At 57.4% G+C, this 24,865-nt stretch carries 20 protein-coding genes and 1 pseudogene; 6 read left to right on the forward strand and 15 right to left on the reverse strand.

Features of this window, described 5'->3' with window-relative positions; all coding sequences use genetic code 11:
- Positions 1 to 76 precede the first annotated feature (76 nt).
- Positions 77 to 334 (reverse strand): annotated as a pseudogene (locus tag V6R85_RS25045) (transposase); the annotation flags it as partial.
- Positions 335 to 614: 280 nt separating this feature from the next.
- A complete protein-coding gene (locus tag V6R85_RS25050; RefSeq protein ID WP_111785190.1) occupies positions 615 to 1,514 on the reverse strand; it encodes a LysR substrate-binding domain-containing protein in 900 nt (299 codons plus the stop codon).
- Positions 1,515 to 1,718: 204 nt separating this feature from the next.
- Here V6R85_RS25050 and V6R85_RS25055 point away from each other — a divergent pair, with 204 nt between their 5' ends.
- The 6 genes from V6R85_RS25055 to V6R85_RS25080 all read left to right on the forward strand — a co-directional run bounded on the left by V6R85_RS25055 (position 1,719) and on the right by V6R85_RS25080 (position 8,203).
- Positions 1,719 to 2,564, forward strand: coding sequence for a transporter substrate-binding domain-containing protein (locus V6R85_RS25055; protein ID WP_111785191.1), 846 nt, complete (start codon positions 1,719 to 1,721; stop codon positions 2,562 to 2,564).
- A gap of 100 nt (positions 2,565 to 2,664) precedes the next feature.
- Positions 2,665 to 3,351 carry an aspartate/glutamate racemase family protein gene (locus V6R85_RS25060; RefSeq protein ID WP_111785192.1) on the forward strand — a complete coding sequence of 229 codons (687 nt, stop codon included), beginning with the start codon at positions 2,665 to 2,667 and terminating at the stop codon, positions 3,349 to 3,351.
- Between the two features lie 68 nt (positions 3,352 to 3,419).
- A complete protein-coding gene (locus V6R85_RS25065; protein ID WP_111785193.1) occupies positions 3,420 to 4,079 on the forward strand; it encodes an amino acid ABC transporter permease in 660 nt (219 codons plus the stop codon).
- Positions 4,080 to 4,098: 19 nt separating this feature from the next.
- A complete protein-coding gene (locus V6R85_RS25070; protein WP_111793151.1) occupies positions 4,099 to 4,875 on the forward strand; it encodes an amino acid ABC transporter ATP-binding protein in 777 nt (258 codons plus the stop codon).
- Positions 4,876 to 5,066: 191 nt separating this feature from the next.
- Entirely contained in the window at positions 5,067 to 6,320 is a 1,254-nt protein-coding gene (locus tag V6R85_RS25075) for an NAD(P)/FAD-dependent oxidoreductase (protein WP_111785194.1), read from the forward strand.
- 128 nt (positions 6,321 to 6,448) lie between these two features.
- Positions 6,449 to 8,203, forward strand: a complete 1,755-nt coding sequence (locus V6R85_RS25080) for a thiamine pyrophosphate-binding protein (RefSeq protein ID WP_111785195.1) — start codon at positions 6,449 to 6,451, stop codon at positions 8,201 to 8,203.
- 155 nt (positions 8,204 to 8,358) lie between these two features.
- Here the strand turns inward: V6R85_RS25080 and ydiJ are convergent, their stop codons facing one another.
- The 13 genes from ydiJ to V6R85_RS25145 form a co-directional block, all read right to left on the reverse strand.
- Complete coding sequence (gene ydiJ, locus V6R85_RS25085) at positions 8,359 to 11,406, reverse strand: D-2-hydroxyglutarate dehydrogenase YdiJ (RefSeq protein WP_111791480.1); 3,048 nt, start codon at positions 11,404 to 11,406, stop codon at positions 8,359 to 8,361.
- Positions 11,407 to 11,428: 22 nt separating this feature from the next.
- A complete protein-coding gene (locus V6R85_RS25090; RefSeq protein WP_111785197.1) occupies positions 11,429 to 12,664 on the reverse strand; it encodes a pyridoxal phosphate-dependent aminotransferase in 1,236 nt (411 codons plus the stop codon).
- A gap of 9 nt (positions 12,665 to 12,673) precedes the next feature.
- Positions 12,674 to 14,206, reverse strand: a complete 1,533-nt coding sequence (gene amaB, locus V6R85_RS25095) for an L-piperidine-6-carboxylate dehydrogenase (protein WP_111785198.1) — start codon at positions 14,204 to 14,206, stop codon at positions 12,674 to 12,676.
- Between the two features lie 47 nt (positions 14,207 to 14,253).
- Complete coding sequence (hglS, locus tag V6R85_RS25100) at positions 14,254 to 15,648, reverse strand: 2-oxoadipate dioxygenase/decarboxylase HglS (RefSeq protein WP_111791479.1); 1,395 nt, start codon at positions 15,646 to 15,648, stop codon at positions 14,254 to 14,256.
- A 328-nt stretch (positions 15,649 to 15,976) separates the two neighbouring features.
- Positions 15,977 to 16,729 carry an IS6 family transposase gene (locus V6R85_RS25105; RefSeq protein WP_111785221.1) on the reverse strand — a complete coding sequence of 251 codons (753 nt, stop codon included), beginning with the start codon at positions 16,727 to 16,729 and terminating at the stop codon, positions 15,977 to 15,979.
- A 117-nt stretch (positions 16,730 to 16,846) separates the two neighbouring features.
- Positions 16,847 to 17,650: an amino acid ABC transporter ATP-binding protein gene (locus tag V6R85_RS25110; RefSeq protein ID WP_014857732.1), complete on the reverse strand. Its 804-nt coding sequence runs from the start codon at positions 17,648 to 17,650 to the stop codon at positions 16,847 to 16,849.
- 10 nt (positions 17,651 to 17,660) lie between these two features.
- Complete coding sequence (locus V6R85_RS25115) at positions 17,661 to 18,308, reverse strand: amino acid ABC transporter permease (RefSeq protein WP_111785200.1); 648 nt, start codon at positions 18,306 to 18,308, stop codon at positions 17,661 to 17,663.
- Entirely contained in the window at positions 18,308 to 18,967 is a 660-nt protein-coding gene (locus tag V6R85_RS25120; protein ID WP_111785201.1) for an amino acid ABC transporter permease, read from the reverse strand. The genes V6R85_RS25115 and V6R85_RS25120 overlap by 1 nt, the downstream gene beginning before the upstream one ends.
- 36 nt (positions 18,968 to 19,003) lie before the next feature.
- The gene (locus V6R85_RS25125) at positions 19,004 to 19,852 is read right to left on the reverse strand and encodes a transporter substrate-binding domain-containing protein (protein ID WP_236760352.1); all 849 of its coding nucleotides are present in this window, start codon (positions 19,850 to 19,852) and stop codon (positions 19,004 to 19,006) included.
- 36 nt (positions 19,853 to 19,888) lie between these two features.
- A complete protein-coding gene (locus V6R85_RS25130) occupies positions 19,889 to 20,899 on the reverse strand; it encodes a glutamate cyclase domain-containing protein (RefSeq protein WP_111785203.1) in 1,011 nt (336 codons plus the stop codon).
- Positions 20,896 to 22,197, reverse strand: coding sequence for a selenocysteine synthase (locus V6R85_RS25135; RefSeq protein WP_111785204.1), 1,302 nt, complete (start codon positions 22,195 to 22,197; stop codon positions 20,896 to 20,898). The genes V6R85_RS25130 and V6R85_RS25135 overlap by 4 nt, the downstream gene beginning before the upstream one ends.
- Positions 22,194 to 23,327 (reverse strand): glutamate cyclase domain-containing protein, encoded by a 1,134-nt coding sequence (locus V6R85_RS25140; protein ID WP_111785205.1) that lies wholly within the window; start codon positions 23,325 to 23,327, stop codon positions 22,194 to 22,196. Before V6R85_RS25140 ends, V6R85_RS25135 begins: the two co-directional genes overlap by 4 nt.
- Positions 23,328 to 23,350: 23 nt before the next feature.
- Positions 23,351 to 24,856 (reverse strand): aldehyde dehydrogenase family protein, encoded by a 1,506-nt coding sequence (locus tag V6R85_RS25145; protein ID WP_111785206.1) that lies wholly within the window; start codon positions 24,854 to 24,856, stop codon positions 23,351 to 23,353.
- Positions 24,857 to 24,865 lie beyond the last annotated feature (9 nt).

Here is a 24,865-nt window from a genome sequence, read left to right on the forward strand (position 1 = left end):
AGAGGCCGGATACATTTACGCAAACTGCTATCGCCGGAACCTAAAATCCTTGCAATGACAGGGCGGACCATACATTTTTTGAAAGCACATCCTGCAGCATGGCCTTGTCCAGCGACAGGTCGGCAACAATCCGCTTCAGCTTGGCATTCTCTTCCTCAAGCTGTCGCAGCCGCTTCATCTCCGAGGGCATCAAGCCCGCGTATTTTTTGCGCCAATTGTAAAACGTCGCGTCCGAAATTCCTGCCTTGCGGCAGACCTCGCCGATCGGCGTGCCATCCTCTGCCTGCTTCAACACGAATGCGATCTGCGCTTCCGAAAACTTCGAGACCTTCATCGAATTCTCCTCTTCTTCCCACCAGGGATCATAAGTGGAAAATTCCAGTTCTAAATGGCCTAATTTAATGGGGGCACGTCAACTTTTACTGACAATTCCGCGCCTTCATCAACACAGCAACGATCCGCCGGACAACATCGCGACCGGCACCGCCGATCCGCTCTAGCGTACAATCCGATTTTGACCTGTTGATACAAACCGGTTGCATCTCCATACAAATCGCTCTGGCATTGAGATAATCTCAGTGTGGGGATATCATGATTTGTCTTGTGAAATCGTTCTATTGTTCCCCGTATCTACGAGATTGCCTGATCAACCAATCCCTGAACAACACAACATTCGGATTGTTCGCTTTTCTTTCAGGGTAAACGACATAATAGGAATCGTCGGAATGTGTAGCTTCTCCGAACGGCATATGTAGTTGCCCGTTTGCAATTTCGTGTTCGATGTAAAACGTCGGCACGACTGCTATACCAAGCCCGCTGACTGCGGCATTTATGATCGTCTCATAGTGACTAAATCGTATTCCCTGAATACGACCGCTATAAGATAATCCGGCAAAACGCAGCCAGTTCAGCCAGAGGCTCGGCCTGCCGGCATTTTGTATCATAGGGAAATTCGCAAAATCGAGTGGATCGAGTTTCTCGCCCAATGGAATGAGGCTGGGTGCTGCAACGACAGCAAGTTTTTCAGGGAAAAGTTCAATCGCGCGGGCATGAAGCCACGTGCCAGCCCCCCTCAATACCGTTATGTCCAGACGTGTCGTTTCAAAATCTGTCGCAGGGGTCGCGAGTGTGAATTCGAGAGGTATGTCGGGAAATGCCGAGATGAACGTGGACAGCCTTTGCGGCAACCAGCGGGCCGCAAAAGTTGGATGCGTTCCCACCATCAGGGAGGAATCCACACTACGGCCCCGAACCGCATCGATCGAGATTTCCTCAAGCCGGTCCAGCGTGAACGCAAGGTCGCGATAATAGTTGGCCCCCACTTCCGTCAGCACCAAACGTGGGCCTGAACGGTGAAAAAGGGTAGTCCCCAGAAAATCCTCCAGATTACGGATCTGCCGACTGATACCGCTCTGCGTGAGACCGAGATCATCAGCGGCGCGCGTGAAGTTCATATATCGGGCAGCAGCTTCGAAGGCATGCAGCGCCGAAAGTGATGGAAGATACCGCCTCAATGCCCAACCCCTTCATCATGACTAAAGCTCATGCAAGGTGGAGTATTCGATGTTTTGTTTTAAATGCAAGATCGTCAAGACTGACTCATCCGGCGAACGTGCCTGTAACCCGAAGGGAAAAGGTAGCTGCCGAGACTGCCACGCGGATAACTGGGAACCCGCCGAAGCAGGAGTACCATCAAATAATGTAAAAAAGGGGATGACATGAACAGACGTGATTTTGGAAGCCTCCTTGGACTTGCCGGTGCGGGCGCGGTTGCAACCGCGCTTGCTGCACCTGCACTCGCACAGGCGCCCGCTGCTGGCTCAACATTTGAACGCATACGCAGCAGTAAGAAGCTGCGTGTCGCCGGGATCGTTGGAACCGAACCATATTATCATAAGGATATCGCGACTGGTGAGTGGTCTGGCTTTTGTATGAGCATGGCCCGCGATCTGGCAAAGTCGCTCGAGGCTGAAGTCGAAATCAGCGAGACCACCTGGGGCAACGCAGTTCTCGATCTTCAAGCCAACAAGATCGACATCATGTTCGGCCTTAGCCCCACACCGTCACGTGCACTGGTGGTCGAATTCACCCGTCCGATCATGCAGAATACCTTCACCATTATCGCCAAGCCTGGCCTTGAACCGAAGACCTGGGAAGAGCTGAACAAGCCGGAAATCCGCATTGCGGTCGATATCGGATCGACACATGATCTTTTTGCCCGTCGCGTTCTGCCAAAGGCGACACTCGTCGCGCTGAAGACCCCTGACGAGGCGACGCTCTCGGTTCAAACCGGTCGCGCTGACGCTGTCATCCAGGTCGCAATGCTGTCACTGGTAACTGTCAAGAAGAACGCGAATGTCGGCAAAATCGTTGTTCCCGGACCAATCGTGCGTCAGCCGACCTGTGCTGGCGTTCGTGCAGAGGACAGCTCACGATTCCGGACTTTTGTAGACAACTGGCTTGAATTCAATCGCTCTTCCGGCGTGGTGACGAGTTGGATTACCTCAAGTCTCGATCTGGTCGGCGTCCAGAAAGAGGATATTCCGGCCGATATTCAGTTCTGATGATCGGGTGTGGACAGGGTCACCCGTGATCCTGTCCCTGTTTCCAACAGGAGCTACCGTTGCGTCATGCACGGCGGCCATTGTATTTTCCGGTGAAATCATGGCCAACTCGCTTGGTATCATGATGCTCGACACAACGTTCGAGCGTCCTTTGGGTGATGTGGGCAACGCGGGAAGCTGGCCATTCCCTGTCGTCTACAAAACTGTCAAAGGCGCAAGCGCCAGAAAGATCGTCAATGGTGAAGACGATGCGGCGTTGCTCGATGCCTTTGTGGCCGCCGGTGAAGAGCTGGCGAGAGAAGGCGCCTGTGCATTGACGACATCATGCGGTTTCCTGGTGCTGCGACAAAGCGCGCTCGCAAGCCGCCTGACGCTTCCTGTCGCAACGTCCAGTCTGCTGCAAATTCCGCAAATCACCGCCTTTCTTCCCGCTGGAAAGAAGGTCGGAGTGATTACATATGATTTCAACTCTCTAACGGATCGTCATTTCCGGGAAGCAGGCGTCAAGGATATTCCTCCGGTTGCCGGACTGCCCAAAGGCGGCGCGTTTCACCAGTTGATCGAGGGCGGCAAGCCCTATGACCGCGAGGCCCTCAGCAACGAGTTATTGCAGACGGTTCAGGATCTCGTCGACAAGCAGCCTTCCATCGGCGCGCTCGTATTTGAATGTACAAACTTGCCGCCTTTTTCAGCGGAGATATCGAAGCGTTTTGGTCTTCCGGTGTTCGATATCCTCACACTTGGCCGGTGGCTTCATGCAGGAGCTTCGATACGTGAAGCGCGCTAGAGCATTTCCAGGAAAAGTGGACGCCGGTTTTCCGTCCGGAAATGCGTAAAACAAAAAGTGGGAACGATATGCAATATCAATGGGATTTCAATTTTCTCATACAGTACCAGAGCCTGATCTGGACGGGTGTCCTTTATACAATCGGGTTTACGATTGGCACTGCGGTTTCAGGCTTGATTGTCGGTTGTCTGGTTGCCCTGGCTCGCCTTGGGAACGTAAAAATCTTCGGCGCGCTTATCACGGGCTTCATCGAGATATTCCGTTGCACGCCGGTCCTGGTCCAGCTTGTGTGGTGCTATTATGCGCTGCCGATCCTGACCGGAATAGAGTTGTCTCCGGGTTCGGCAGCCTTCATCACGTTGACACTTTATGGCGCATCCTTCTTCGGCGAAATCATCCGTGGCGGTATCATTTCAGTCGATCTCGGCCAGTGGGATGCGGGACGCGCGCTTGGCATGCGGCGACATCAGCTCATGGCTCGGATCGTCCTGCCCCAGGCATTTCGCAGAATGATCCCGCCCTTGATGAACCAGACCGTTCTACAGTTGAAGAACACGTCGCTTCTGTCGGTTCTGGCCGTTCCTGATCTGCTTTATCAGGGCCAGTTGATCACATCGGCGAGCTATCGGCCGCTGGAAACCTACACGATGATCGCTGTCATCTATTTCATCCTCCTTTTCCCGCTGACACGCTTCGCCCACCGGCTTGAAGCGCGCGCAGGCCGCTGATCACGAAAGGCTTATCATTATGTCAGAACACACTATGATCGAGCTTGTCGGCGTGAAAAAGTCCTTCGGCGACTTCGAGGTACTGAAAGACATTACGCTGAACGTGAAGAAAGGAAGCGTTGTCGCCCTCATCGGCCCCAGCGGCTCAGGAAAGTCGACATTACTGCGAAGTGTCAATTTGCTGACGGTTCCGGAGCAGGGCTTCATTCGCGTGGGGGATCAAGCAATCGACTTCTCCAGCACGCGAAAGCTGCCCGGCGACAAAGCGCTTGCCGCCTTCCGTGCAAAGACAGGAATGGTTTTCCAGAGCTTCAATCTTTTCCCGCACATGAGCGTCGAGCAAAACGTGATGGAAGGTCCCATCACGGTTCTGCGAAAATCCAAGGCCGAAGCAAGGGAAATCGCCCGCGGGCTGCTCGAAAAAGTCGGGCTCGCCGACAAGTCCATGGCTCATCCGGACAGTTTGTCCGGTGGACAGAAGCAGCGAGTTGCGATTGCACGGGCATTGGCGATGAAGCCCGAAGTCATGTTGTTCGACGAGGCGACGTCGGCGCTCGATCCCGAACTCGTGGGAGAGGTGTTGTCCGTGATCCGCTCCCTTGCCGCCGAAGGTATGACGATGCTGCTGGTCACGCATGAAATGGCATTTGCCCGCGATGTGGCGGACCGTGTGGTTTTCATGCGTGACGGATGTGTCATCGAGGAAGGCGAAGCGCGCCAGGTTATCGACAATCCGGCTCAACCGGCGACGCGATCCTTCCTGAGCCATTTCCATAATGGTCTTGGTCCGAACTGATTTGCCGATTGGCCCACTCGCTGGTCCTGGTTGGCACGCAAACTGAAAAACAGGTCATCCCGGTTCTGCCCCGGGGTCCATTAAAGTGATCGAAAAGCGTTGAACCCAACTTCCGCTCACAGCAGGAGACAGATTTTTGCGCCCATCGATCAGCGATCGTCTAACCGCTGTAATGCTCGGGAATGATAGACATGCACGTAATCGTAATTGGCGCAGGCATAGTGGGTGCAAGTGCGGCGCTGGAATTAATCCGGGACGGCCATCAGGTTACAATTCTTGAAGCCGGTGAGCCGGGTGGGCGCCAGAGCGCCAGCTATGGACACGGCTGCTGGATCAGCCCTGCATCGGTCGTACCCATGTCGATGCCGGGTCTCTGGAAGCAGATTCCGAGTTATCTGTTCAATCCAAAAGGTCCGCTCGTCATCAGTTGGCGGCATATTCTCAAGCTCCTGCCTTGGCTGGTGAGGTTTCTCATTGCCGGCTCGACGGTCGCCCGGGTCGAGAAAACCGCGCGTGCGCTGTCAACCCTTCTTGGAGACAGCCCGCAACGCCACCTCAAACTGGCTGAAGAATTGGGCCTCGGCCATCTCATTCGACAGGAAGGCCTGCTCTACGCTTATCCCGGCAAACAGAATTTCGAAGCGGAAAAATTGTCATGGCATCTACGATCGATGACAGGTTTGCGCTGGAGGGAATTGAATGCCGAACAATTGCATGAGCGGGAGCCACACCTTTCCAGCCATTACACCTTCGGAGTTCTGGCGGAAGATGGCGCCCATTGCGTCGATCCCGGTACATACGTCGCCGCGATTGTTGCAAACGCAGTTGTACGGGGCGCGCGTCTTGTCAAAGCGCGGGCGAAGGATTTTGTTTTCGACGGCGACAAACTGGTAGCAGTTGAGACGGATAACGGTCGCCTCGAATGCGACAGGGCCGTGATCGCATCCGGTGTCTGGTCCAAAGTACTCGCACGCAAGGCTGGCGACCGGATTCCCCTCGAAGCAGAGAGGGGCTACCATGGCGTTCTTGTTTCCGAGGAGAACGGGCCTTCGCGCCCAGTCATGCCAAGCGATGGCAAGATGGCGAATACACCGACATCACAAGGTCTGCGCCTCTCCGGACAGGTCGAACTGGCATCGGTAGAAACACCACCCAACTGGAAGCGTGTCGATATTCTGATCGAGCACGCCCTTGCCACATACGATCACTTGACGCCACGCGCGGAGATGAAGCTCGACCGTTGGATGGGGCATCGCCCGTCTACACCGGACGGTCTGCCGGTCATTGGCGCCTCCTCCCGTTCGAACAATGTTTTCTATGCCTTTGGGCACGGGCATGTCGGGTTTGCGTCTGGTCCGATCACTGGCCGAATTGTAGCTGACATGGTGAGCGGCAAGGTACCCACCTCCGGTATCGAAGCGTTTTCGCCAAGGCGTTTCACCTGAGTGCGTCCGGGCCATGAAAGTTGGGAAAAAATCTCATCATGCCTCCCGCGGCATGGATCGGTCACTGTGATCATCCTCAAACCGCGTCAGGTTTTGACTGAATTTTAAAGTAGCGAAAGGAGACCGTCGTGCGCGGTGCAGATATTCTAGTGGACATGCTGATCGGATATGGGGTCGAAGTGATATTCGGCGTACCGGGGGACACCAACGTTCCTCTTTATGAGGCCTTGCAGGAACGCGAAGACAAGATTCGCCACGTCATGGCACGCGACGAACGCTCTGCCGGTTACATGGCCGATGCCTATGGACGCTTTACCAGCAAGCCCGGCGTCTTCGAGTGCCCATCGGGCGCAGGCGCCATGTATTCGCTGCCTCCGGTAGCTGAATCGAATTCCTCTTCGGTTCCGGTCATTCTGCTGACGATCGACATTCCCCTCCCCGGTGAAGGCCGTGGCGTCTTGACCGAACTGGATTGCGCTCGCCTGTTCGACCCGATCACCAAAATGTCGGTGCAGGTGAAATCAGCGGAGAAACTGCCGGAAATCATTCGTCGCGCATTCCGCGTTGCGTGCTCTGGCAAACCAGGTGCAGTCCACCTACAAATTCCGGAAGACATGCTGCTGGCCGAGGTAGACCCGGCGCGGATATCGCTTCACGTCGAGACGGAATGCAGACAGTTTCCCGCATATCCCACGCTTCCGCCGCAGGACAAGCTAGACGCGGTGATGTCGATGCTGACAAGCAGCAAGAAACCTCTGATCGTTTCGGGCGGCGGCGTCAACCGCTCCTGCGCCGGACCGGAGGTCACTGAGCTCGCTGAACGCCTGAATATTCCAGTTTGCACCACAATGACTGGCCAGGGCACCATGCCTGATGATCACCGGCTGGCTGTGGGCGTCATTGGCGACAACGGATTTCATCCGCATGCCAACTGGTCTCTGGAACACGCCGATTTTGTCCTATTCGTCGGATCAAGAATGGGTTCGGTCGTAACCATCGGTTGGACCTTCCCGAAGATCACGCTCAACAAGCGTGTCGCCCAGATCGATATCGATCCTGAGATCATGGCCAACAACTACGAAAATGTCGTATCGGTACAGGGTGATGCACGCCTTGTGCTCCAACACCTCATCGACATGGCCCCTATTGATAATGATGCGGCAAGGACGCAGGAATGGGTCGATGAACTGAACGGGTTGCGTGCCAACTTCTGGCAGAATGCCGAAGCGCTCTTGAGCTCCGAAGCCGCTCCGCTGCGCCCCGAACGCGCGGTGCGCTGCTTTAACGAGGCGCTCGAAGCCTACGGAAAACCGGCTCACATCTATTCCGACGCGGGCACGCCAACCCCGCACATGACACGCTTTCTCAAATTGAAAGACCGCAGGACCCGATTTGCCATACCGCGCGCGTTCGGCGGCCTGGGGTCTGCGCTGCCAGCCACAGTTGGAGCGTGGTTTGCGAACAAGGACCGGCGGCCGATCGGCATGTTCGGTGACGGCTCGTTCGGCATGACGGTAGGCGAGCTTGAAACCTTGGTGCGCCTTCAGGTTCCCGCCATTCTCCTGCTGTTCAACAACGGCACCTTCGGCTGGATCAAGGGGCTTCACCGCCTGAAGGGCCACAACCAGTGCTTCGGCGTGGATTTTATGCCGCCGCGCGGGCAGGCGATTGCGGAAGCATTTGACGTCAAGGCCTGGACAGCCACCAATTCGAAAGAACTCGACGAGGCACTGGCCGAAGCCTTTGCATATACATCCGGCCCATGCTTGATCGACATTCACGTCGAATCGATCGCTGATCGCGTTCCGCCCGTCTATTCGTGGCTAACCAAGCGCGGCAAAGACCCTCTGAGCATCAAAGCTGAGGAAGTTCGCTACTTCTGAGCCGCAGCACAAAACCAGAGCGCCGGTGCAGTTCACCGGCGCTTTTGTTGCAGGACAGGCGTCGAGGAAACGCTCGCATTGGTCGGCGCCCGGTCCTCCAATGGAATTCCTGGAACGTCCGACAAGATCATCCCGGGCCTCTTCTATGGTTTTTTTTAAAATGGGTCTTTTGAGCCGATAAGCCGATCTATCACCTGCAACGGGTGCGGCAACGACTTCTCCTCAATCACCTTCACCTGCGAGCGGCAGGAATAGCCCGTGGCCATGACCACATTATTCCCGTTTACATTTGACACCGGCGCCGACCAGCTCATGCCGTAAAGCTTTTCGGATATCGCGCGGTTGCGCACCTCATGGCCGAAGGTTCCGGCCATACCGCAACAGCCGACATCGATGATATCGAGGCTTATTCCCAACCCTTCGAAAATCCGTTTCCACTGCCCTCCTGAGGCGGGAATATTGCTGCGTTCGGTACAGTGCAGCAACAGTCCGAAGCTGGAGCCCTCTTCCCGAGGCAGGGTTTCCGGAAGCCGCCCGGTTTGTGCAGCCAGCCACTCCTGTGGCAAAAGAACAGTGGCCTTTAATGCCGCACCCGGCAGCGATTTGTATTCGCTGCGAAACGCCAGCGTCATCGATGGATCAAGCCCGACAAGCGGCACCTTGAGATCGGCAATCGATTGGAGATAACGCGCCGTTTGCGCCGCCGCACGCTCGAAACGGCCGAGATAGCCATATACATGCAACGCCTTGCCATTGATCTGCGGCTCGGCAAGAAAGGGCAAAAGCCCCATCTTGCGGGCAAGCCTCACTGCCGCAAGCACGACATCCGGATCAAAAGAGGCCGTGAACACATCGGGCACGAACACCACCGCCCGGCACCGGTCCGCCGGGGTGAGCTTTTTGATCCGCTCGCGGGTGGCGGTGGGGACGCTGAGGCGACGAACCTGGTCTGAAAGCGAAACGGCCGGCAGCAACGGCAGCGATGTCAGCCCTGCCATATGTATGAACCGCCTGCCCGTTTCTGTCCCGGCAATAAGATTGTAAAGCAGCCGCGCCCGCATCATCAGGGGCAATGTGGTCTCGATAGCAGCAACCAACGGGTCTTTCAGGGGGCGCAGATAACGGCTGTAATAGAGTTCCAGAAACCTGGCGCGGAACGCAGGCACACTGACCTTTACAGGACATTGGCCTGCACAGGCCTTGCAGGCCAGGCAACTGTCCATGGCCTCACGCACTTCATGGGAGAAATCGCTTTTGTTGGCCGGATTAAGCGTGTTTGCCGCCCGACGAATAAATGCCGGCAAGGCCGCAATTCCGACGCGCAACGCCGCAGCCTCCTTTCGCGGATCGGTTCCCTTTTCGGCAAGCAATCGCAGCCATTCCCGCATCAGCATCGCCCGACCCTTCGGCGACAGGCGTCTGTCGCCCGTTGCCTTGTAGGACGGGCACATCGGGCTGGTCTCATCGAAGTCGAAACAGGCGCCATTGCCGTTGCAATAAGCGGCATTATCGAAAGCGGATCGGATTTCGTTGCCGATAATTCGATCGACGCTTCCTCTCAGCGGCACTTCGTCGATTTTCAACAGGGCTTGTGAAGCCGGTGTGGCGATCTTACCGGGATTAAGGCGATTATCGGGATCGAACGCCTGCTTGATGCGCTGCAAATCCGGGTAAAGGTCCTGAAAGAACTGCGGCACATATTCCGAACGCACGCCCTTGCCGTGCTCACCCCACAACACGCCGCCATATTTGCGGGTCAGCGCTACCACGGCATCGCTGATGTGGCGTACCATCGGCATATGGTCATCGCGGGTCAGGTCGAGCGCCGGGCGCACATGCAGAACGCCCGCATCCACATGGCCAAACATGCCGTAGGACACGCCGGCATCATCGAGCAGCGCCCGAAACTCCCGGATATAGGCCGCAAGGTTCTGCGGCGGCACGGCCGTATCTTCCACAAAGGCCACCGGCCTCACCGGCCCCTCGACATTGCCCAGCAGACCGACGGCGCGCTTGCGCATCGCCCAGATCGCTTCGGCATCATCATGACCACGGGCAATGGTATATCCCCGATGGTTGGCGTCAATGTCGAGCGCTGCAATGACCTGCGCCAGATGCCGCTCCAGCTCAGCCTCGTCATCGGCCAGCAGTTCGACAATATTGATTCCGTTGGCTGCACCGGCCGCATCATCGGGAAAGAAACGGGCTATGCCGTTCCAGACGATATCGCCCTTCGCGAGGCGGAGGACCTTCTCGTCAACAGTCTCGACAGACGCAACCTTCAGCGCAGTGAGTTTACGGCCATGTTCCAGCGCGGTATTGAAATCGCCATAGCGAATATTCACCAGCGCCACATGTGCCGGGATCGGCAGCAGATTGAGTTCGGCTTCGCCGATCATCGCCAACGTGCCTTCCGAGCCACACAGAATGGCGTTGAGATCGAAATCACCATTGTCGCGCCGCACATGGGCAAGGTCGTAACCCGTCATGTAGCGGTTGAGATCGGGGAAAATCTCGCGGATACGGGCGGCCTTTTCGCGGGTAATCTGCTCGACAGTGCGGTAAATTTCGCCTGTCCGGTCATCACGGGCCATCGTTTCAGCCAATGCGGCGCTATCCAGCGGGCGTGACCACAGGTCCGAGCCATCCATGAGCACCACGCGCAGGCCGCGAACATGGCCTGAGGTCTTGCCATAGAGGCATGATCCCTGGCCGCAGGCATCGGTGGAAATCATCCCGCCTATGGTTGCGCGGTTCGAAGTCGAGAGTTCCGGTGCAAAGAACAGGCCATAGGGTCTGAGTGCCCGGTTAAGCTGGTCCTTGACCACACCCGCCTCGACACGAGCCACCCGCGTCACAGGATCGATCTCAAGGATCCGACGCATGTGGCGGGAACAATCCACCACAACGCCTGATGTCAGCGACTGACCGTTGGTGCCGGTGCCACCGCCGCGCGGCGCAATGACCATGCTGCGAAAGGCAGGCTCTGAAAGTACCTTGGCAACAATTTTCAGGTCACCGGTATCTTCGGGAAAAAGCACCCCGGCAGGCTCCATCTGGTAGATGGAGTTATCGGTGGCAAGGACCGCGCGAGAGGAAGCCGATGTTTCTACATCCCCTCGGAACCCGGCTTCAATGATACGCTCAAAGAAACCGGCGGGAGCCTGCACTTCTTCGCAAGCGGACCGGAGATGTGGAATCATCGGCTTGCACGTTTCATTGCGTTCAGCCCTTCAGGGCTGCGCAGGCGCGGGCGATACGGTCAAGTGCCTCGACCAGCTCGGCTTCCGACGTCGCGTAGGAAATACGGAAGAAAGGCGAGAGGCCGAATGCCGAGCCGGGAACGACTGCCACATGGGCATCTTCCAGCAGATAATCGGTAAAATCATGATCCGCCTCAATCCGCTTTCCTTTCGGAGTGACCTTGCCGATGATGCCCGCACAGCTGGAAAACGTGTAGAACGCCCCCTCCGGTGTGCGGCACTCCAGCCCCTCGATGGCATTGAGACGCGCCACGACAAGATCGCGGCGATGGCGAAAACTCAGCTGCCGTTCCTTCAGAAAATCCTGAGGCCCGTTGAGCGCTTCGACGGAGGCTGCCTGGCTGATAGAGGAAGGACACGATGTCGCCTGACTCTGGATAACCGCCATTGCCTTTATCAGCGCCTTCGGGCCGCCAGCATAACCGATACGCCAGCCAGTCATGGCATAGGCTTTCGAAACGCCGTTAATGGTCAGCATTCGCTCTTTCAGGCGCGGCTCTATTGCCGCCGGCGTTACAAAGCGAAAATCGTCATAGACGATGTGCTCGTACATGTCGTCAACCATCAGCCAGACATGCGGGTGGCGCAAGAGCACATCGAGCAGCGGCCGGTAATCAGCCTCGCTATAGGCGGCACCGGAGGGATTGGAAGGTGAGTTGAGAAGCACCCAGCGGGTTTTCGGCGTGATCGCCTTCTCGAGCTGCTCTGCCTGCAGCCGGAACCCAGCGCTCGCATCGCTGGGGATCAGAACGGACACGCCTCCGCAAATCTCCACGATATCCGAATAGGACGTCCAGTACGGCGTGGGAATAATCACTTCATCGCCCGCATCGAGTGTCGCCATGAAGGCATTGAACAATATCTGCTTGGCGCCGGTCGCTACGGTGATTTCATCAGGCGTGTAGTCGATGTGATTTTCGCGGCTGAATTTGGCGACGATCGCCTTTTTCAACGCGGGGGTGCCGTCGAGTGCGGTATATTTCGTCTCGCCCGCATCGATGGCCGCTTTCGCGGCATGCTTGATGTTATCGGGCGTGTCGAAATCCGGCTCGCCCGCGCCGAGCACGATGACAGGAAGCCCCTCGCGTTTCATCGCCGCCGCACGCGCACCGATCTGGAGAATTTTCGATACCCCGACCGAGGCAATCCTTGAGGCAGGTCTGAAACCCGCCTCCACTATGGCGGTGGAAATTGTCATAATCACACCTCAGTCGATATCAAACGAAACGCCCTGCGCCAGCGGCAGCGATTTGGAATAGTTGATGGTGTTGGTGGCGCGGCGCATATAGGCCTTCCAGGCGTCGGAGCCGGATTCACGGCCCCCGCCGGTTTCCTTCTCGCCACCGAAGGCGCCGCCAATCTCCGCGCCCGATGTGCCGATATTGACATTGGCGATGCCGCAATCAGAACCATCGGCGGCCAGAAAACGCTCCGCCTCGCGCATATCGAGCGTGAAGATCGATGACGAAAGACCGGCGCCAACAGCATTATGGCATTCGATGACAGCCTCAAGATCGCTATATTTCATGACATAGAGGACAGGTGCGAAAGTCTCTTCCAGCACCGGGCCTTCATGCTTCGGCATCTCGACCAGCGCGGGCTTGACGTAAAATGCCTCCGCAGCAGCGCAATCGACGCGTTCGCCGCCATGAACCACGCCGCCATGCTGGCGCGCCTCAGCCAATGCTTTCTGCATGCTGTCAAATGCCAGCCGGTCGATCAGCGGGCCGATCAAGGCGGAGCCATCCAAGGGATTGCCCACGGAAACGCTGCCATAAGCTTTTTTCAGACGCGGCACGAGCCTGTCATAGACGCTTTCATGGACAAACAGGCGGCGAAGCGTGGTGCAGCGCTGACCCGCAGTGCCCATGGCTCCGAACGCGATGGCGCGCAGCGCCATATCGAGATCGGCGGAAGGGCAGACAATGCCGCCATTATTGCCGCCCAGTTCAAGGATGGCGCGGGCAAAACGTGCCGCGAGACGCGGCCCGACCGCACGGCCCATACGGGTGGAGCCCGTGGCGGAAACCAGCGGCACTTTCTGATGGTCCACGAGGACTTCACCGATTTCGCGATCGCCGATCAGCACCTGCGAAAGACCGTCCGGCGCATCGCCGAAGCGACTGATGGCCCGCGCAAGAACCGCATGCGCCGCAAGCGCCGTCAGCGGGGTCTTTTCCGAAGGTTTCCACACAACGCTATTCCCGCAGACGATGGCGAGCGCAGCATTCCAGGCCCAGACGGCGACCGGGAAATTGAAGGCGGAGATAACGCCGATAACACCGAGCGGATGCCAGGTCTCCATCATCCGGTGGCCCGGCCGCTCGGTGGCGATTGTCAGGCCGTAAAGCTGACGGGAAAGACCGACCGCGAAATCGCAGATGTCGATCATTTCCTGCACTTCACCAAGTCCTTCGGAGGGGATTTTCCCGGCTTCAATGGATACGAGACGTCCGAGATCAGCCTTGGCGGCACGCAGTTCTTCGCCGAGCAGGCGCACCAGTTCGCCGCGCCGCGGCGCAGGAACCAGACGCCACTGGCGGAATGCGTCATCGGCCTTATCGATGGCAGCGTTGGCCTGCTCCGGCGTTACGGTTTTCAGCTTCGCAATTTTCTCGCCGGTGACCGGCGAAAACGAACCCATATCACCTGCGGTATAAAGTGACTTTTCGACACCAAGGCGTTCGAGAATGGCGGCTGCTTCTTCTGCAACGGATGCGGATTTAACGGTGATGTTCATCGTTCAAAACTCCGGTTTGGGAATCGGGAAATTGCCGGTGCGGCAGATCAGCCGGCCAGGAGACGGCTGGAAAACGTTGCAAGGCAGGCCTCGATGGAGGCCTTTTCAATGGTGGCGTAATGGTCGAACTCGTTGAGCACACTCGCCCCAAGATCGGCCTCGAAACGCGTCTGGTTGGGGCTTGCAACAAACTCATGCTGCGCGCCGTCACCGAGATTGGACTGGAATATACCCGCCGCACTTACCGGCAGAAAGTCCTCGTAGACAACAGGATCGAATCGAACGAAGCCGTCTGCAATGAGTGTTTCAAGATCGGGAACAGAGGCGAATTCGGCGCCGGTTGCCTTCGGGGTCAGCGAGTAGCTGAAATATCCCAGACCTTCTGTGCGGATTTGCGCCCAATTATCGGGGAATGCCCCGAATGTGCCGTCCAGGGCAGCTTCGTATTCACGAGCATTGGAGCCATCGGCAGCCGGGCGAACCAGCTTTCGCGTTTGATCAAGCAGCCGGTCGTAGAGGCCACGCCCCTTCGGGGTCAACGCGATGCCCCGCTGCTCTATCTCCCCAAAACGCGCCGTGTGCGAGCCGGTTTTCCATCCCCCCTCGCCATCGGGGAATAAAACGGCTTCTTCAAGCGCCTTGAACGAGGTCTGACGCAAGAGAATCGGACATTCACGGGTCGGCGGCCCCTCGACAACGGCCTTGGGCGCTATATCAAAAGCGGACATCAGCGCCTGCACCTTGTCGATATCCAGCGTGCGTGGCGTGAGGTGATTGATATGCGGGCCACGGAAGGAAACCACATCCGCAATCAGGCGGTGCGCATCATGGAGGCGGTGATACATATTCACATCGACATTGGCCTTGTCATGCCAACGAAATGTTTCCAGCACCTCCTGTACAAAACAATCGGCATCCTCTTTCGACAGGCCGCCATCCCGCTCCGCCTTCTCTACAAGGACGATAGCTCCAGGCGTGAATATCCGGCGTTGCGCCAGAATACGGGCGGCCTCGGTGCGCAAAGCCTCGTCGGGGATCAGATCGAGCCGCAGCAACGATGTGAAGACACGGAAAGGATTGCGCTTCAGCGCCTCGTCACCGACCGGCCGGAAAGCTGTCGAATGGACCGGCACACCCGCCGTCGAAAGATCGTAATATCCTACCGGAGACATGCCCATCACGGCGAAGACGCGGCGCATGGTGGCCAGTTCCTCCGCAGTACCGAGGCGAATGGCCCCATGGCGCTCCTCGGAAATGCGGTCGAGATTGTCGGTTGCCGAAAGGCGCTCCTTGAGATCAGGCTTTTGAGCCAGCGTCTCGTCATTGACGCGTGCCACGAGTGCCATCAGCGTGCCGTAGGCAGGAACCTCCTCACGGTACATTTCTGACATGGCGCTGGAAAACGCTGCACGGATCTCGCTGGTGGAAACATAGTTGGACATGCGGGTGCGGCCCTCTGAAATATTGCGACTTCATTCTTAAAACGCACTATAACAGGTGAATATGAGCCATTGTTGTGAGGAATTATGCTAAGTTGATGCCAAATTGGAATAGATATCCCTGGAGGCATGGTCCCGGATATCGTTATCGAAAACCGGGGCGGAACTACAATGAGGTGCGACCTTACCGATCGCTCGGCGACAAGCCGCCGCCAGCCTTCTTGCAACTTCCCATCTTTTTATGGCCGGGACGGCAGGTTGGAGTTCGCGGGAACCGGGCCTGTCGCAAACGGTTCAGTAGAGTGAGACTACGCTTCGATTCTCAGCATTTTCATGCTTTGTTAACCTTTTGAAGTCCGAAGAGGTACGCGAGCAGATCATTCTGATCGTTGACGTTCCAACTGCCGGAAAAGCCAAAGCCTTTCCGCAACCAGAGCATTGCTTCGAAGCCGGCGATCGTCCGGCGTGCCGTGTTGAAAGATTGGAATCCACCGATCTCCGGCATGTTCTTCCTCACTCTGAAATGGTCGCTTTCGATGCCTTGCTGGAGATGTTTGGTAACGTAGTGCACAGGGTCGGGATGCAGCAGGCCGTCATCGACGGCCGCTTTGATCGTTAAAGGAAAGGTATTGGCGCCGTCGGTGCCTAACTTGCCCGGCGAGAGCAGGGGCTCGTCCTTCAGCATCTTGCGGAAGAACCGCTTGGCGGCATCGAGGTCACGTTTTGCGGTCAAAAGGAAATCCACCGGGTTTCCATGCTTATCGATGGCGCGGTACAGGTAGCGCCACTTGCCGCGGATCTTGACGTAGGTTTCGTCAATGCGGACCGAACCACAATGCAATCGGAGAAACTGGCGCAGCCGTTTCTCGATCATCGGCGCGTAGGCAAGAACCCATCGGTTGATCGTGCTGTGATCCACTTCGAAGCCGCGCTCTCGGAACATCTCCTCCAAATCGCGATAGCTCAGCGGATAACGCAGGTACCAGGCAACAGCCTGAACAATGAGCCATGCCTCGAAATGCCGCCCCTTGAAGTCGTCCTTCGATTGGCGCTTCAATTTCTCCGTAATGGCATTCAGAATCATCGGTACGCTCCATAATTCGGGAGCGCGAATTTCTCCGCTGATGGTCAACAGGCCGTTAACTACGAAAATTTGCGACAGGCCCTGATTCTGCTCGGTGTTGATCGTGGAGACAAGCATTCACCCTTCATGAGAGAGGTGACGTGACAGAAAACCACGGAACCGATCCGTTTGGGGATTGGTCATGATCTCTTCTGGCGGACCTTGCTCGACCACAACGCCACCATCCATAAAGACAACCCGATCGGCGACCCCCCTCGCAAATCCCATTTCGTGGGTAACAACAATCATTGTCATGCCTTCTTCGGCCAACTCGCGCATGACTTTGAGTACTTCCCCGACGAGTTCGGGATCGAGCGCCGACGTGACCTCGTCGAAGAGCATGACGGATGGTTCCATCGCAAGCGCCCGGGCGATAGCTACGCGCTGCTGTTGACCACCCGAAAGTCGCCCGGGATAGGCGTCGGCCTTGTGTTCCATTCCGACCTTGGCAAGGAGCTTCATGGCGATGTCACGCGCCTTGCTGTTGTCCATGCCCTTCACCTTGACCGGACCCATCATTACGTTCTGAAGAACGGTACGATGGGGGAAAAGATTGTAGCTCTGGAACACCATGCCGACGTGTTGGCGAAGGCTGGCGTTGTCAACTTCGCTTACCGGCCTGCGCGTGCCGTTCACCATCTTGTAGCCGACCGGGCGGCCCTCAACGGTAATGGTCCCCTGGTCGAAGTTCTCAAGGAAATTCACACAACGCAACATTGTGGATTTTCCCGACCCGCTCGGCCCAAGGATGACGACGACTTCACCGCGCTTGACGGATATGTCGATGCCCTTCAGGACTTCGAGTGTCGAGTAGGATTTGCGGAGACCTCTGATAGCAACAATATCGTCGCTCTGAGAAATCGGGGCAGCAGCTTGGTTCATGTTGGTCTCCTTAACTGTCAAAGGCCAAACGTTTGTCGAGCGCGCGTGCAGCGAGCGAAAGCGGGTAGCAGATGATGAAATAGATGAGCATAACGCCGAGAAAGATCTGGAATGCAGCAAGAGTGCGCTCCACCACTTCGCGGGCAGCGAAGGACAGCTCCCACGCTCCTACAATGGATGCATAGGATGTCTGCTTGATTGCCATAAGTGAGATATTGAGGACTGGCGCGATAACCAGGCGCATTGCCTGCGGAATGACAATCTCCCGCATCATTTTGCCTTTGCGCATTCCAAGGCTTTTAGCAGCCTCTGTCTGTCCCGTCGGCACGCCGGCAATCGCCCCGCGCGTCGCTTCGGCAACAAAAGCACCCACATAAACGATCATGGAAATGGCGACCGCCGTATATGCATCCAGCCGCAAACCCAAAGCGGGAAAGCTGTAGAAACCGAGAAACATGATCACCAGAACCGGCACGCCACGGAACAGGAAAATGTAGGCAGTGATGATGGAACGGAGGATTGCTCCGCCAACAGATGCCAGGACGCCAATCCCGACGCCGAGCGCCGTGCCGCAGGAGACGACGATTGCTGACAGTATGACGGTGTATACCGCGCCTTGTAGCAGGTAAGGCAAATTCGATTGAAGGACAGGAAACATCAGCCATACCTCCGGGCCGCACACACTTCGATGATACGAAGGACCAGGCCGAGCGTGCTTGTGAGAATGAGGTAGAAGAACGCGACTGCAATGAAGGCTTCAAAGGACGCGCCCGATCGTTCGATCGTCATCTTACCGGTCAAGGTCAGATCCATGACGCCGATGGCCGATACAAGTGAGGTGTCTTTGACGAGGACGATGAGTTGGTTACCGAGCGCCGGCAGCACCTTGATAAACGCCTGCGGCAGAATGACGAGACGGATGACCGCGAATCTGCGCATGCCAATCGCGCTACCGGCTTCCCATTGCCTCTGGCTTAGGGATTGAATTCCGGAACGCAGGATCTCGGAAAGAAATGCCCCGTGCTGCGAGGCGATTGCGATTACACCGCAGACGATGCTGCTCCAGAAGAGGCCGAGAAGAGGCAGCCCGAAATAAAGCAGGTACATTTGCACCAGAAGCGGCGAATTGCGCATAACCTCGACATAGGCATCAACCAATCTGCTGGCCCATGTCCAGTGGGCGAGCCGGGGTATAATCAATACAATGGCCCAAATCAGTGCCGCAGGGGCGGCGAGAGCCGCTACCCCCGCAGTAATCAGGAACCCATCGGCAAACGCCGGAAGATATCTGGTGAAGAAAATTACGAACGCGTCCAATGGTGTTCCCCTTGTTATTTTGAAGCCAAAGACCGACTACTTCTGTGGCTGATTGAGATACCATTTGACGTTCAAGGGCTTCGTACCAAACCACTTTTCATAAATCTTGCTGTAGTCGGCAAAGAGGTATCCACCGGTCATTTCGCTGACCGTGAGATCTAGATACTGCCACAGGCGGAAGTCGCCGGGTTTCATGAAGATGCCAGTATTTACGACATCTGTCAGCCGCTCCTCGATGACGCGCATGTCGGGGTTCTGTTTGACATACCAGGCGGCGACCGGGCCATCCAACTGTGCCCCTTGCGTACGACCAAGCTTCACGGCATTGAATTGGGCCGCAATGCCGTCGAAGGTGGCGATCTGTGCACTCGGGAAGAGGCGTTTGGCGCGTTCCTCCTGGGTCGGCGTCGTCAGATTGGCAATCGTGACGTCCGACTTGTTGAAGTCGGCGAGCTTCTGAAACGGCGCGTCCTTGCGAACGATCATCACGACACCACCGTCGATGTAACTACGGGTGAAAGCGACCTTCTGAGCGCGATCAGCATAAATGCTCGTAGTCTGCGCGCCGAAGTCGATTGTGCCGTTCTGAGCATTCGGCCAGCGTTGGGCTGCACTCTGACGTACAAACTCGACCTTGGTTTCGTCGCCGAATGTCGCCTTAGCAATCAGCTTGGCTATGTCGATATCGAAGCCGACCAGTTCGCCCTTCTCATCGACAAATCCGAACGGGGGAGATTCGCTCGACACGCCAACGATCAGTTTTCCGCGGGACAGAAGCTCATCAAGCCGCGATGTTTCTTGGGCATGGGCTGCTCCCGCAACGACCATGGTTGCCAACGCGCCGGCGAAGACCGAACGCAGCTTAGAAAGAAATCCATATTTCATTTTCATTCCCCTTTTGGTTATATTGCGCCTGCACAATCAGCGCAGCGCGGGTCGAACGATCCCCTCGATAATCTCGGAAATCGCAAGATGGGTGAAAAGTGGTATACCATCGACATTTGCGTCGATCAGTCCGTCGACAGAGTTGATCAGGCCGATATCGACACCACGCTTGAGAAGAGTGGCTTCCATTTCTGGCTTGTGAAGGAGCCGGATGTCCTTCAACCGAGCGGCGAGCGCGCCGACGATAGCGTAGCAACCCCAATTTGAGACCGCCGCCGTGACGAGAATATCGGAGCCGGTCATGGCGCCGATCCCGGCGCCACCTTCCGGTCGCGCGTCACCAAAACGGACGTGCTTATGAACTGCTTCCTTGATCGCACCCATTCCGATTTCATTGCCGCCGTCGCCGACTGCCACGGTCAAAACGCCGCGCTTGTTGGCTTCATCGAACACATAATCGATGCGCGCGCGGTCCATGCCGTAGTCCACACCACGCATGCTGCAATAGATGCCGTCGGCATTGCGACCGACGCGTTCCGTCGAAAACAGCAGGACCGGCTTTAATTCGTCCAGAATGCGGCAAGCTTCGGCGGGGGCGTCCTCATCCTTGGTCGTAAATGGCAGAAGCGATACGACGGCGAGGCTCTTGTCGCGGGCGGCAATCTTAGCCTGTTCGACTGGAACGACGGTCAGGCCCGCCGTCGTCATGAGTTTGCCGATTGGCTCGATCAAGGTCGCCTCCGCGAGAACGATACACAGCGCCTTGCGGGAAAGGCTGATTGCGCGCACCACCGCCGCCAGACCAGCCGGACCGTCATTCTCGCCGATCTCTGGGGAGATCCAGGCGCGCGAAACCGAACCCGTTGTAACCAGTACGACATCCTCGTGGTTCAGCGCGGCAAGTTTATCGGCCGCTGCTCCCACCGGCGATGCTCCAAGCAATAGACGGGTAGCCGCAGAAAGATGCTCGACGCCGCGGCCGCCCAGGTCGAGATTGACCAGCCGGTCGAGCCGATCGTCCATGGCGGCGAAATTCGAAGTGGTCATGCTAAATCTCCTAGGATCAGCGTCTTCATTGCGTTTTTATCCGTGACGATGGCTGCAACCTTGGCAATGCACTCATCGACTGCATCGACGACGGCGCTCACGCCACCGACACTTGCAAGAGCATCAAGAGTCGGTTTCAGACGCAGCGAAACGCGCGCACCGGGCTGGCCATGCGTATTGACCGTCAAAATGCCGTGGTCTGCCAGAAGGAGCATGCCGAGTGCTGCGGTCGCCTCGCAGGGCACGACGCTGAGCGCACCGGCCGAGATCGACGCACGTTCGAGAATGATAGCGAGCACGGCGTCTTCATTGATCATGGGTCCAAGGTCGCTGCGCATGACAACGCCCCCGCCCATCGCTGCCTCAAGTGCGGCGGCAAGTTCCTGACCGGCCGCCGCCTCCTGTTTCAGATGACGAGGATCGAATTTTTGAAGAGAGCGAAGCACGGCCGCCGCGATTGGAGCACGAGCTTCCATACCATACTCGGCAGCTTTGGCGGCTGCCGCCATGACGAGACCGGAGCGGCCGACCAGCACGCCAGCGCGCGGCCCCGAAAGTCCGGCCTTATCGCAATTGGTGATCGCGATATCCGCACCGAGTGCAAGAGCTTTCTGCCCTCCGTGCAGCACAGGGCGAAGGCGAGCGCCGTAGGCTTCATCGAGAAAGACAATAGCTCCAGCTCTGTGGGCTTCCTCGACCACGGCTATCGTAAGAGCGTCATCGAGCCGAGCCAGCGCACTCGTAACGGTGGTTACGATAACCAGATAGCAATCCGCAATGTGAATGCGCCAATCTTTGTCTGAGGTAACTTCCTTCAGCCCGACCCTGGCGAGTGCACATCCACGTACGACCGACGCGTGAGATCGATCGCCGGCAGGTACGACCGAAAGAACCGGCTTTCCGCCGGCGAGTGCGGCGATCGTCGCTACGATCCCGGCGCTGGTGCGATTGAAGACGGCACATCCGTCGTCACTTCGTCCGCCAAGATGTTCGATGGCGACCGTGCGGAGCTCCTCGGCATAAAGACCAGGGCCAATCCATTCCTCGCAATTCGTGTTGAGGTCTTCCGGACGAACTGGAAAATCGCGCTGGTTTCCTGTGAAAACGCCGATCGATCGCGGTCCAAGTGCCTGGACGCGCTTTGCCGCGACGGTCTGTCCATGGCGAAGGCGTTTAGCCTCCTCGATACTGGATTTGATGATCGAGCCACGTGCGAAACCGACGACCGGATCGATCTCATTCCCGAAGGTATCCCGGCGAGCAGTCTGACTTTCGCTCTTTTGCGTGGATAGGCTCATAGGTGATAACCTCCTTTGGCCTGGGCATCATTGAGCACCGAAAAAATCGGCAGGTCCGCCTCGCTGGATGCTGTGACCGCGTTTTTGAGTTCGAATTTCGAAGTTGCAGAAATTGCGATGCTGCGCATCAGCTCGGCGACGCCTGAGTGACCACGCCAGTCGATACCATCCACAGCGAGAGCGGGCCGCGACGTTGCCCCGTCAAGCGCGCCCGCTGCAATGCAAGCGACAATGAATGCATGTTCCCGATCGCCACTGTGCGCGAGGTTCTCATCGTCGAGCGCTATCGCGAGAGCCCCGGAGACCGCATAGGCTCCCCAATTGGATACGGATGCACTGACGAGAACGTCGGTTTCGGTGATGGTGACCACACCCGTCTCGTCAGGCTGCGAGCGACCGCCGCATGGCAAGAGGGCGGCGACCGCTTCACGAATTTTTCCGAACCCGATTTCGTTACCGCCGTCGCCGATTCCGACCGTCAGCACGTTTCGCTGTCTCGCCTCGTAGGCCAGGCGATAGACATCTGCGACGGTTCCCGGCGGGCGGCGATCGCCGCGAATGCCATGATAGTGGCCAGCTTCGTTCGGACCATCGCGCTCTACGAAAATGACGGCCGTCGGTTTCAGACGATCAAAAATATCGGTGGCGGCGGCTAGACCTTCTGCCTCGCCTTTCGGAAAAATGGCTGTGGTGATCGAGCCCTGCGACTGCGCAACGTCCTCGATGACTCGAACGCAGGCATCGACAGCGGGCATGTGCTCGTCCTGGGCGACAAGCGTAACATTCGCGCCAAATCCGAGCGCCAGGCTGCGCGCCAGCGCCACAGCACCGGGCGGACCGTCGGTCTCCCCGAGAGGCAGCTTCGGCGCAACGCCTGCGCCGGTCGCGACAATGACATCTGAACCTGGGCGTATCGCTGCAAGCAGCTTTCTTGCCGCGAGTGTCGAGGAAGGCTCGCCTTGTACCGCGCGACAGGCCAGATACGTCGGGACGACGATTCCAGCCGGAAGCCCGCCCGTTAGCGGGCGGACCTCTAGTGTCATAAGTCGATCGAAACGCTCGCCAAATACGCATAGGCGCTCGATATCGGCCGTCGTCAGCTTGCTATTGATGGAAAGCGTTTTGGGCATCGACTTGGCTCTTATCCGTAACTTCAGAGGTTGACCGTGACGCTTTTGCGGGCCGTATAGGCCTCAAGAGCACCTTCGATGGAGTATTCGGATCCAATACCGCTCTGCTTGATGCCGCCATAGGACATGCCGGGGATCTGGCCGCCGGCGCGGTTGATCTGGAGCCAACCGGCGTCGATCCGGCTCGCCGCATTGAGAGCCGTGGTTAGGTCATTGGCAAAGATATAGGCGGCAAGGCCATAGTGGGTGTTGTTTGCCCACTCGATAACCTCGACTTCACTCGTCCATGGAATGGCAACGAGAACAGGGCCGAACACCTCTTCCTGCACGATGCGCCAGTCGTTGGTGAGGCCTTTGAGGACGGTCGGCTTCGGGAAGAATCCGACGTTCCTGCCAGCCGCGGGCGGGACTTCACCGGTTACCACTTCGGCGCCCGAGTTAACCGCCTCGGAGATGAACTCCCGAACAGCGCTGTAGCGCTCCTCGTTGATGATCGCGCCGATGTCGGTCTCTTCGTCAAGGGCGTCGCCGATCTTCATTACGGCAAGCTTCTCGACGACCTTCTTCAAGACAGGCTCGAATACGTCCTGATGGACATAAAGACGTGAACCGGCAGTGCAGGACTGCCCCTGACGAGCAAACCGCATCGCATTAATGATGTTCGCTGCAAGGCCATCGATCCTGTCGTCGGTCGCGGCGTCCGGATAGACGATGGTTGGGCTCTTGCCCCCAAGCTCCAATGTGGCGCGAGCAATACGGTCGGCGGCGGCATGGGCGACCAGTTTACCGACCTCGACCGAACCCGTGAAAGAGATCTTTGCAACGTCCGGATGGCCGGATAGGGCAGCACCTGCTACTTCACCTACGCCGGTCACGACGTTGAAGACGCCGTTCGGGAACAGATCGGCTGCAAGCTCTGCGACTCGGATGACCGCAAGCGGCGCGTCTTCGGCAGGCTTCAGGACGAGCGTATTGCCAGTGCCGAGAGCCATGCCTATCTTGACGGCGGCGAGAACCAGCGGTGAATTCCACGGTATGATCGCACCGACGACGCCAAGCGGCTCGCGCGTCGTGTAGCTGAACAGACCCGGGCCAAGCGGAAGCGTTTCGCCCTTTTGTTCGGCGACCGTTCCGCCATAGTAACGCAGCACTTCAATGGAACTCATGACTTCCGGACGGCTCTGCGTACGCAGCGCGTTTCCGGTTTCTGCAGCGAGAATGCGAGCGATCTCTTCCGAATGCGCTGAGACACGATTGGCAAGCTCCGTCAGGAGCGCGCCGCGCGTACGCGATGCCAGACGCCGCCACGAGGGAAACGCTGCCTTCGCCGCGGCAACTGCAGCATCGACATCTTCTCTGTCCGCCACGCCGATCGTCGTAATGACGCTGCTGCGGCAGGGATTGATGATGTCGAGCATCGCGCCAGATACGGGCTTGACCCATGCTCCATTGATCAGTTGACCGGAAAGGCCAGCGGTTGGCAAAATGACTTCCGCCGTGTCATTCCGGACTTTAGCTGTCTGAGACATTGTTCGTTC

This window comes from Agrobacterium sp. CCNWLW32, from assembly GCF_037083425.1.
Classification (GTDB): Bacteria; Pseudomonadota; Alphaproteobacteria; order Rhizobiales; family Rhizobiaceae; genus Agrobacterium; species Agrobacterium radiobacter.

Bases quoted from the DNA above. Each gene is read 5' to 3' on its own strand.
- V6R85_RS25125 (WP_236760352.1), bottom strand. From the start codon at position 19,852: ATGAAATATGGATTTCTTTCTAAGCTGCGTTCGGTCTTCGCCGGCGCG.
- V6R85_RS25060 (WP_111785192.1), top strand. From the start codon at position 2,665: ATGGCCAACTCGCTTGGTATCATGATGCTCGACACAACGTTCGAGCGT.
- V6R85_RS25065 (WP_111785193.1), top strand. From the start codon at position 3,420: ATGCAATATCAATGGGATTTCAATTTTCTCATACAGTACCAGAGCCTG.
- V6R85_RS25075 (WP_111785194.1), top strand. From the start codon at position 5,067: ATGCACGTAATCGTAATTGGCGCAGGCATAGTGGGTGCAAGTGCGGCG.
- V6R85_RS25070 (WP_111793151.1), top strand. From the start codon at position 4,099: ATGTCAGAACACACTATGATCGAGCTTGTCGGCGTGAAAAAGTCCTTC.
- V6R85_RS25145 (WP_111785206.1), bottom strand. From the start codon at position 24,856: ATGTCTCAGACAGCTAAAGTCCGGAATGACACGGCGGAAGTCATTTTG.
- V6R85_RS25135 (WP_111785204.1), bottom strand. From the start codon at position 22,197: ATGAGCCTATCCACGCAAAAGAGCGAAAGTCAGACTGCTCGCCGGGAT.
- V6R85_RS25130 (WP_111785203.1), bottom strand. From the start codon at position 20,899: ATGACCACTTCGAATTTCGCCGCCATGGACGATCGGCTCGACCGGCTG.
- V6R85_RS25090 (WP_111785197.1), bottom strand. From the start codon at position 12,664: ATGACAATTTCCACCGCCATAGTGGAGGCGGGTTTCAGACCTGCCTCA.
- V6R85_RS25110 (WP_014857732.1), bottom strand. From the start codon at position 17,650: ATGAACCAAGCTGCTGCCCCGATTTCTCAGAGCGACGATATTGTTGCT.
- ydiJ (WP_111791480.1), bottom strand. From the start codon at position 11,406: ATGATTCCACATCTCCGGTCCGCTTGCGAAGAAGTGCAGGCTCCCGCC.
- hglS (WP_111791479.1), bottom strand. From the start codon at position 15,648: ATGTCCAACTATGTTTCCACCAGCGAGATCCGTGCAGCGTTTTCCAGC.
- V6R85_RS25055 (WP_111785191.1), top strand. From the start codon at position 1,719: ATGAACAGACGTGATTTTGGAAGCCTCCTTGGACTTGCCGGTGCGGGC.
- amaB (WP_111785198.1), bottom strand. From the start codon at position 14,206: ATGAACATCACCGTTAAATCCGCATCCGTTGCAGAAGAAGCAGCCGCC.
- V6R85_RS25115 (WP_111785200.1), bottom strand. From the start codon at position 18,308: ATGTTTCCTGTCCTTCAATCGAATTTGCCTTACCTGCTACAAGGCGCG.
- V6R85_RS25140 (WP_111785205.1), bottom strand. From the start codon at position 23,327: ATGCCCAAAACGCTTTCCATCAATAGCAAGCTGACGACGGCCGATATC.
- V6R85_RS25105 (WP_111785221.1), bottom strand. From the start codon at position 16,729: ATGATTCTGAATGCCATTACGGAGAAATTGAAGCGCCAATCGAAGGAC.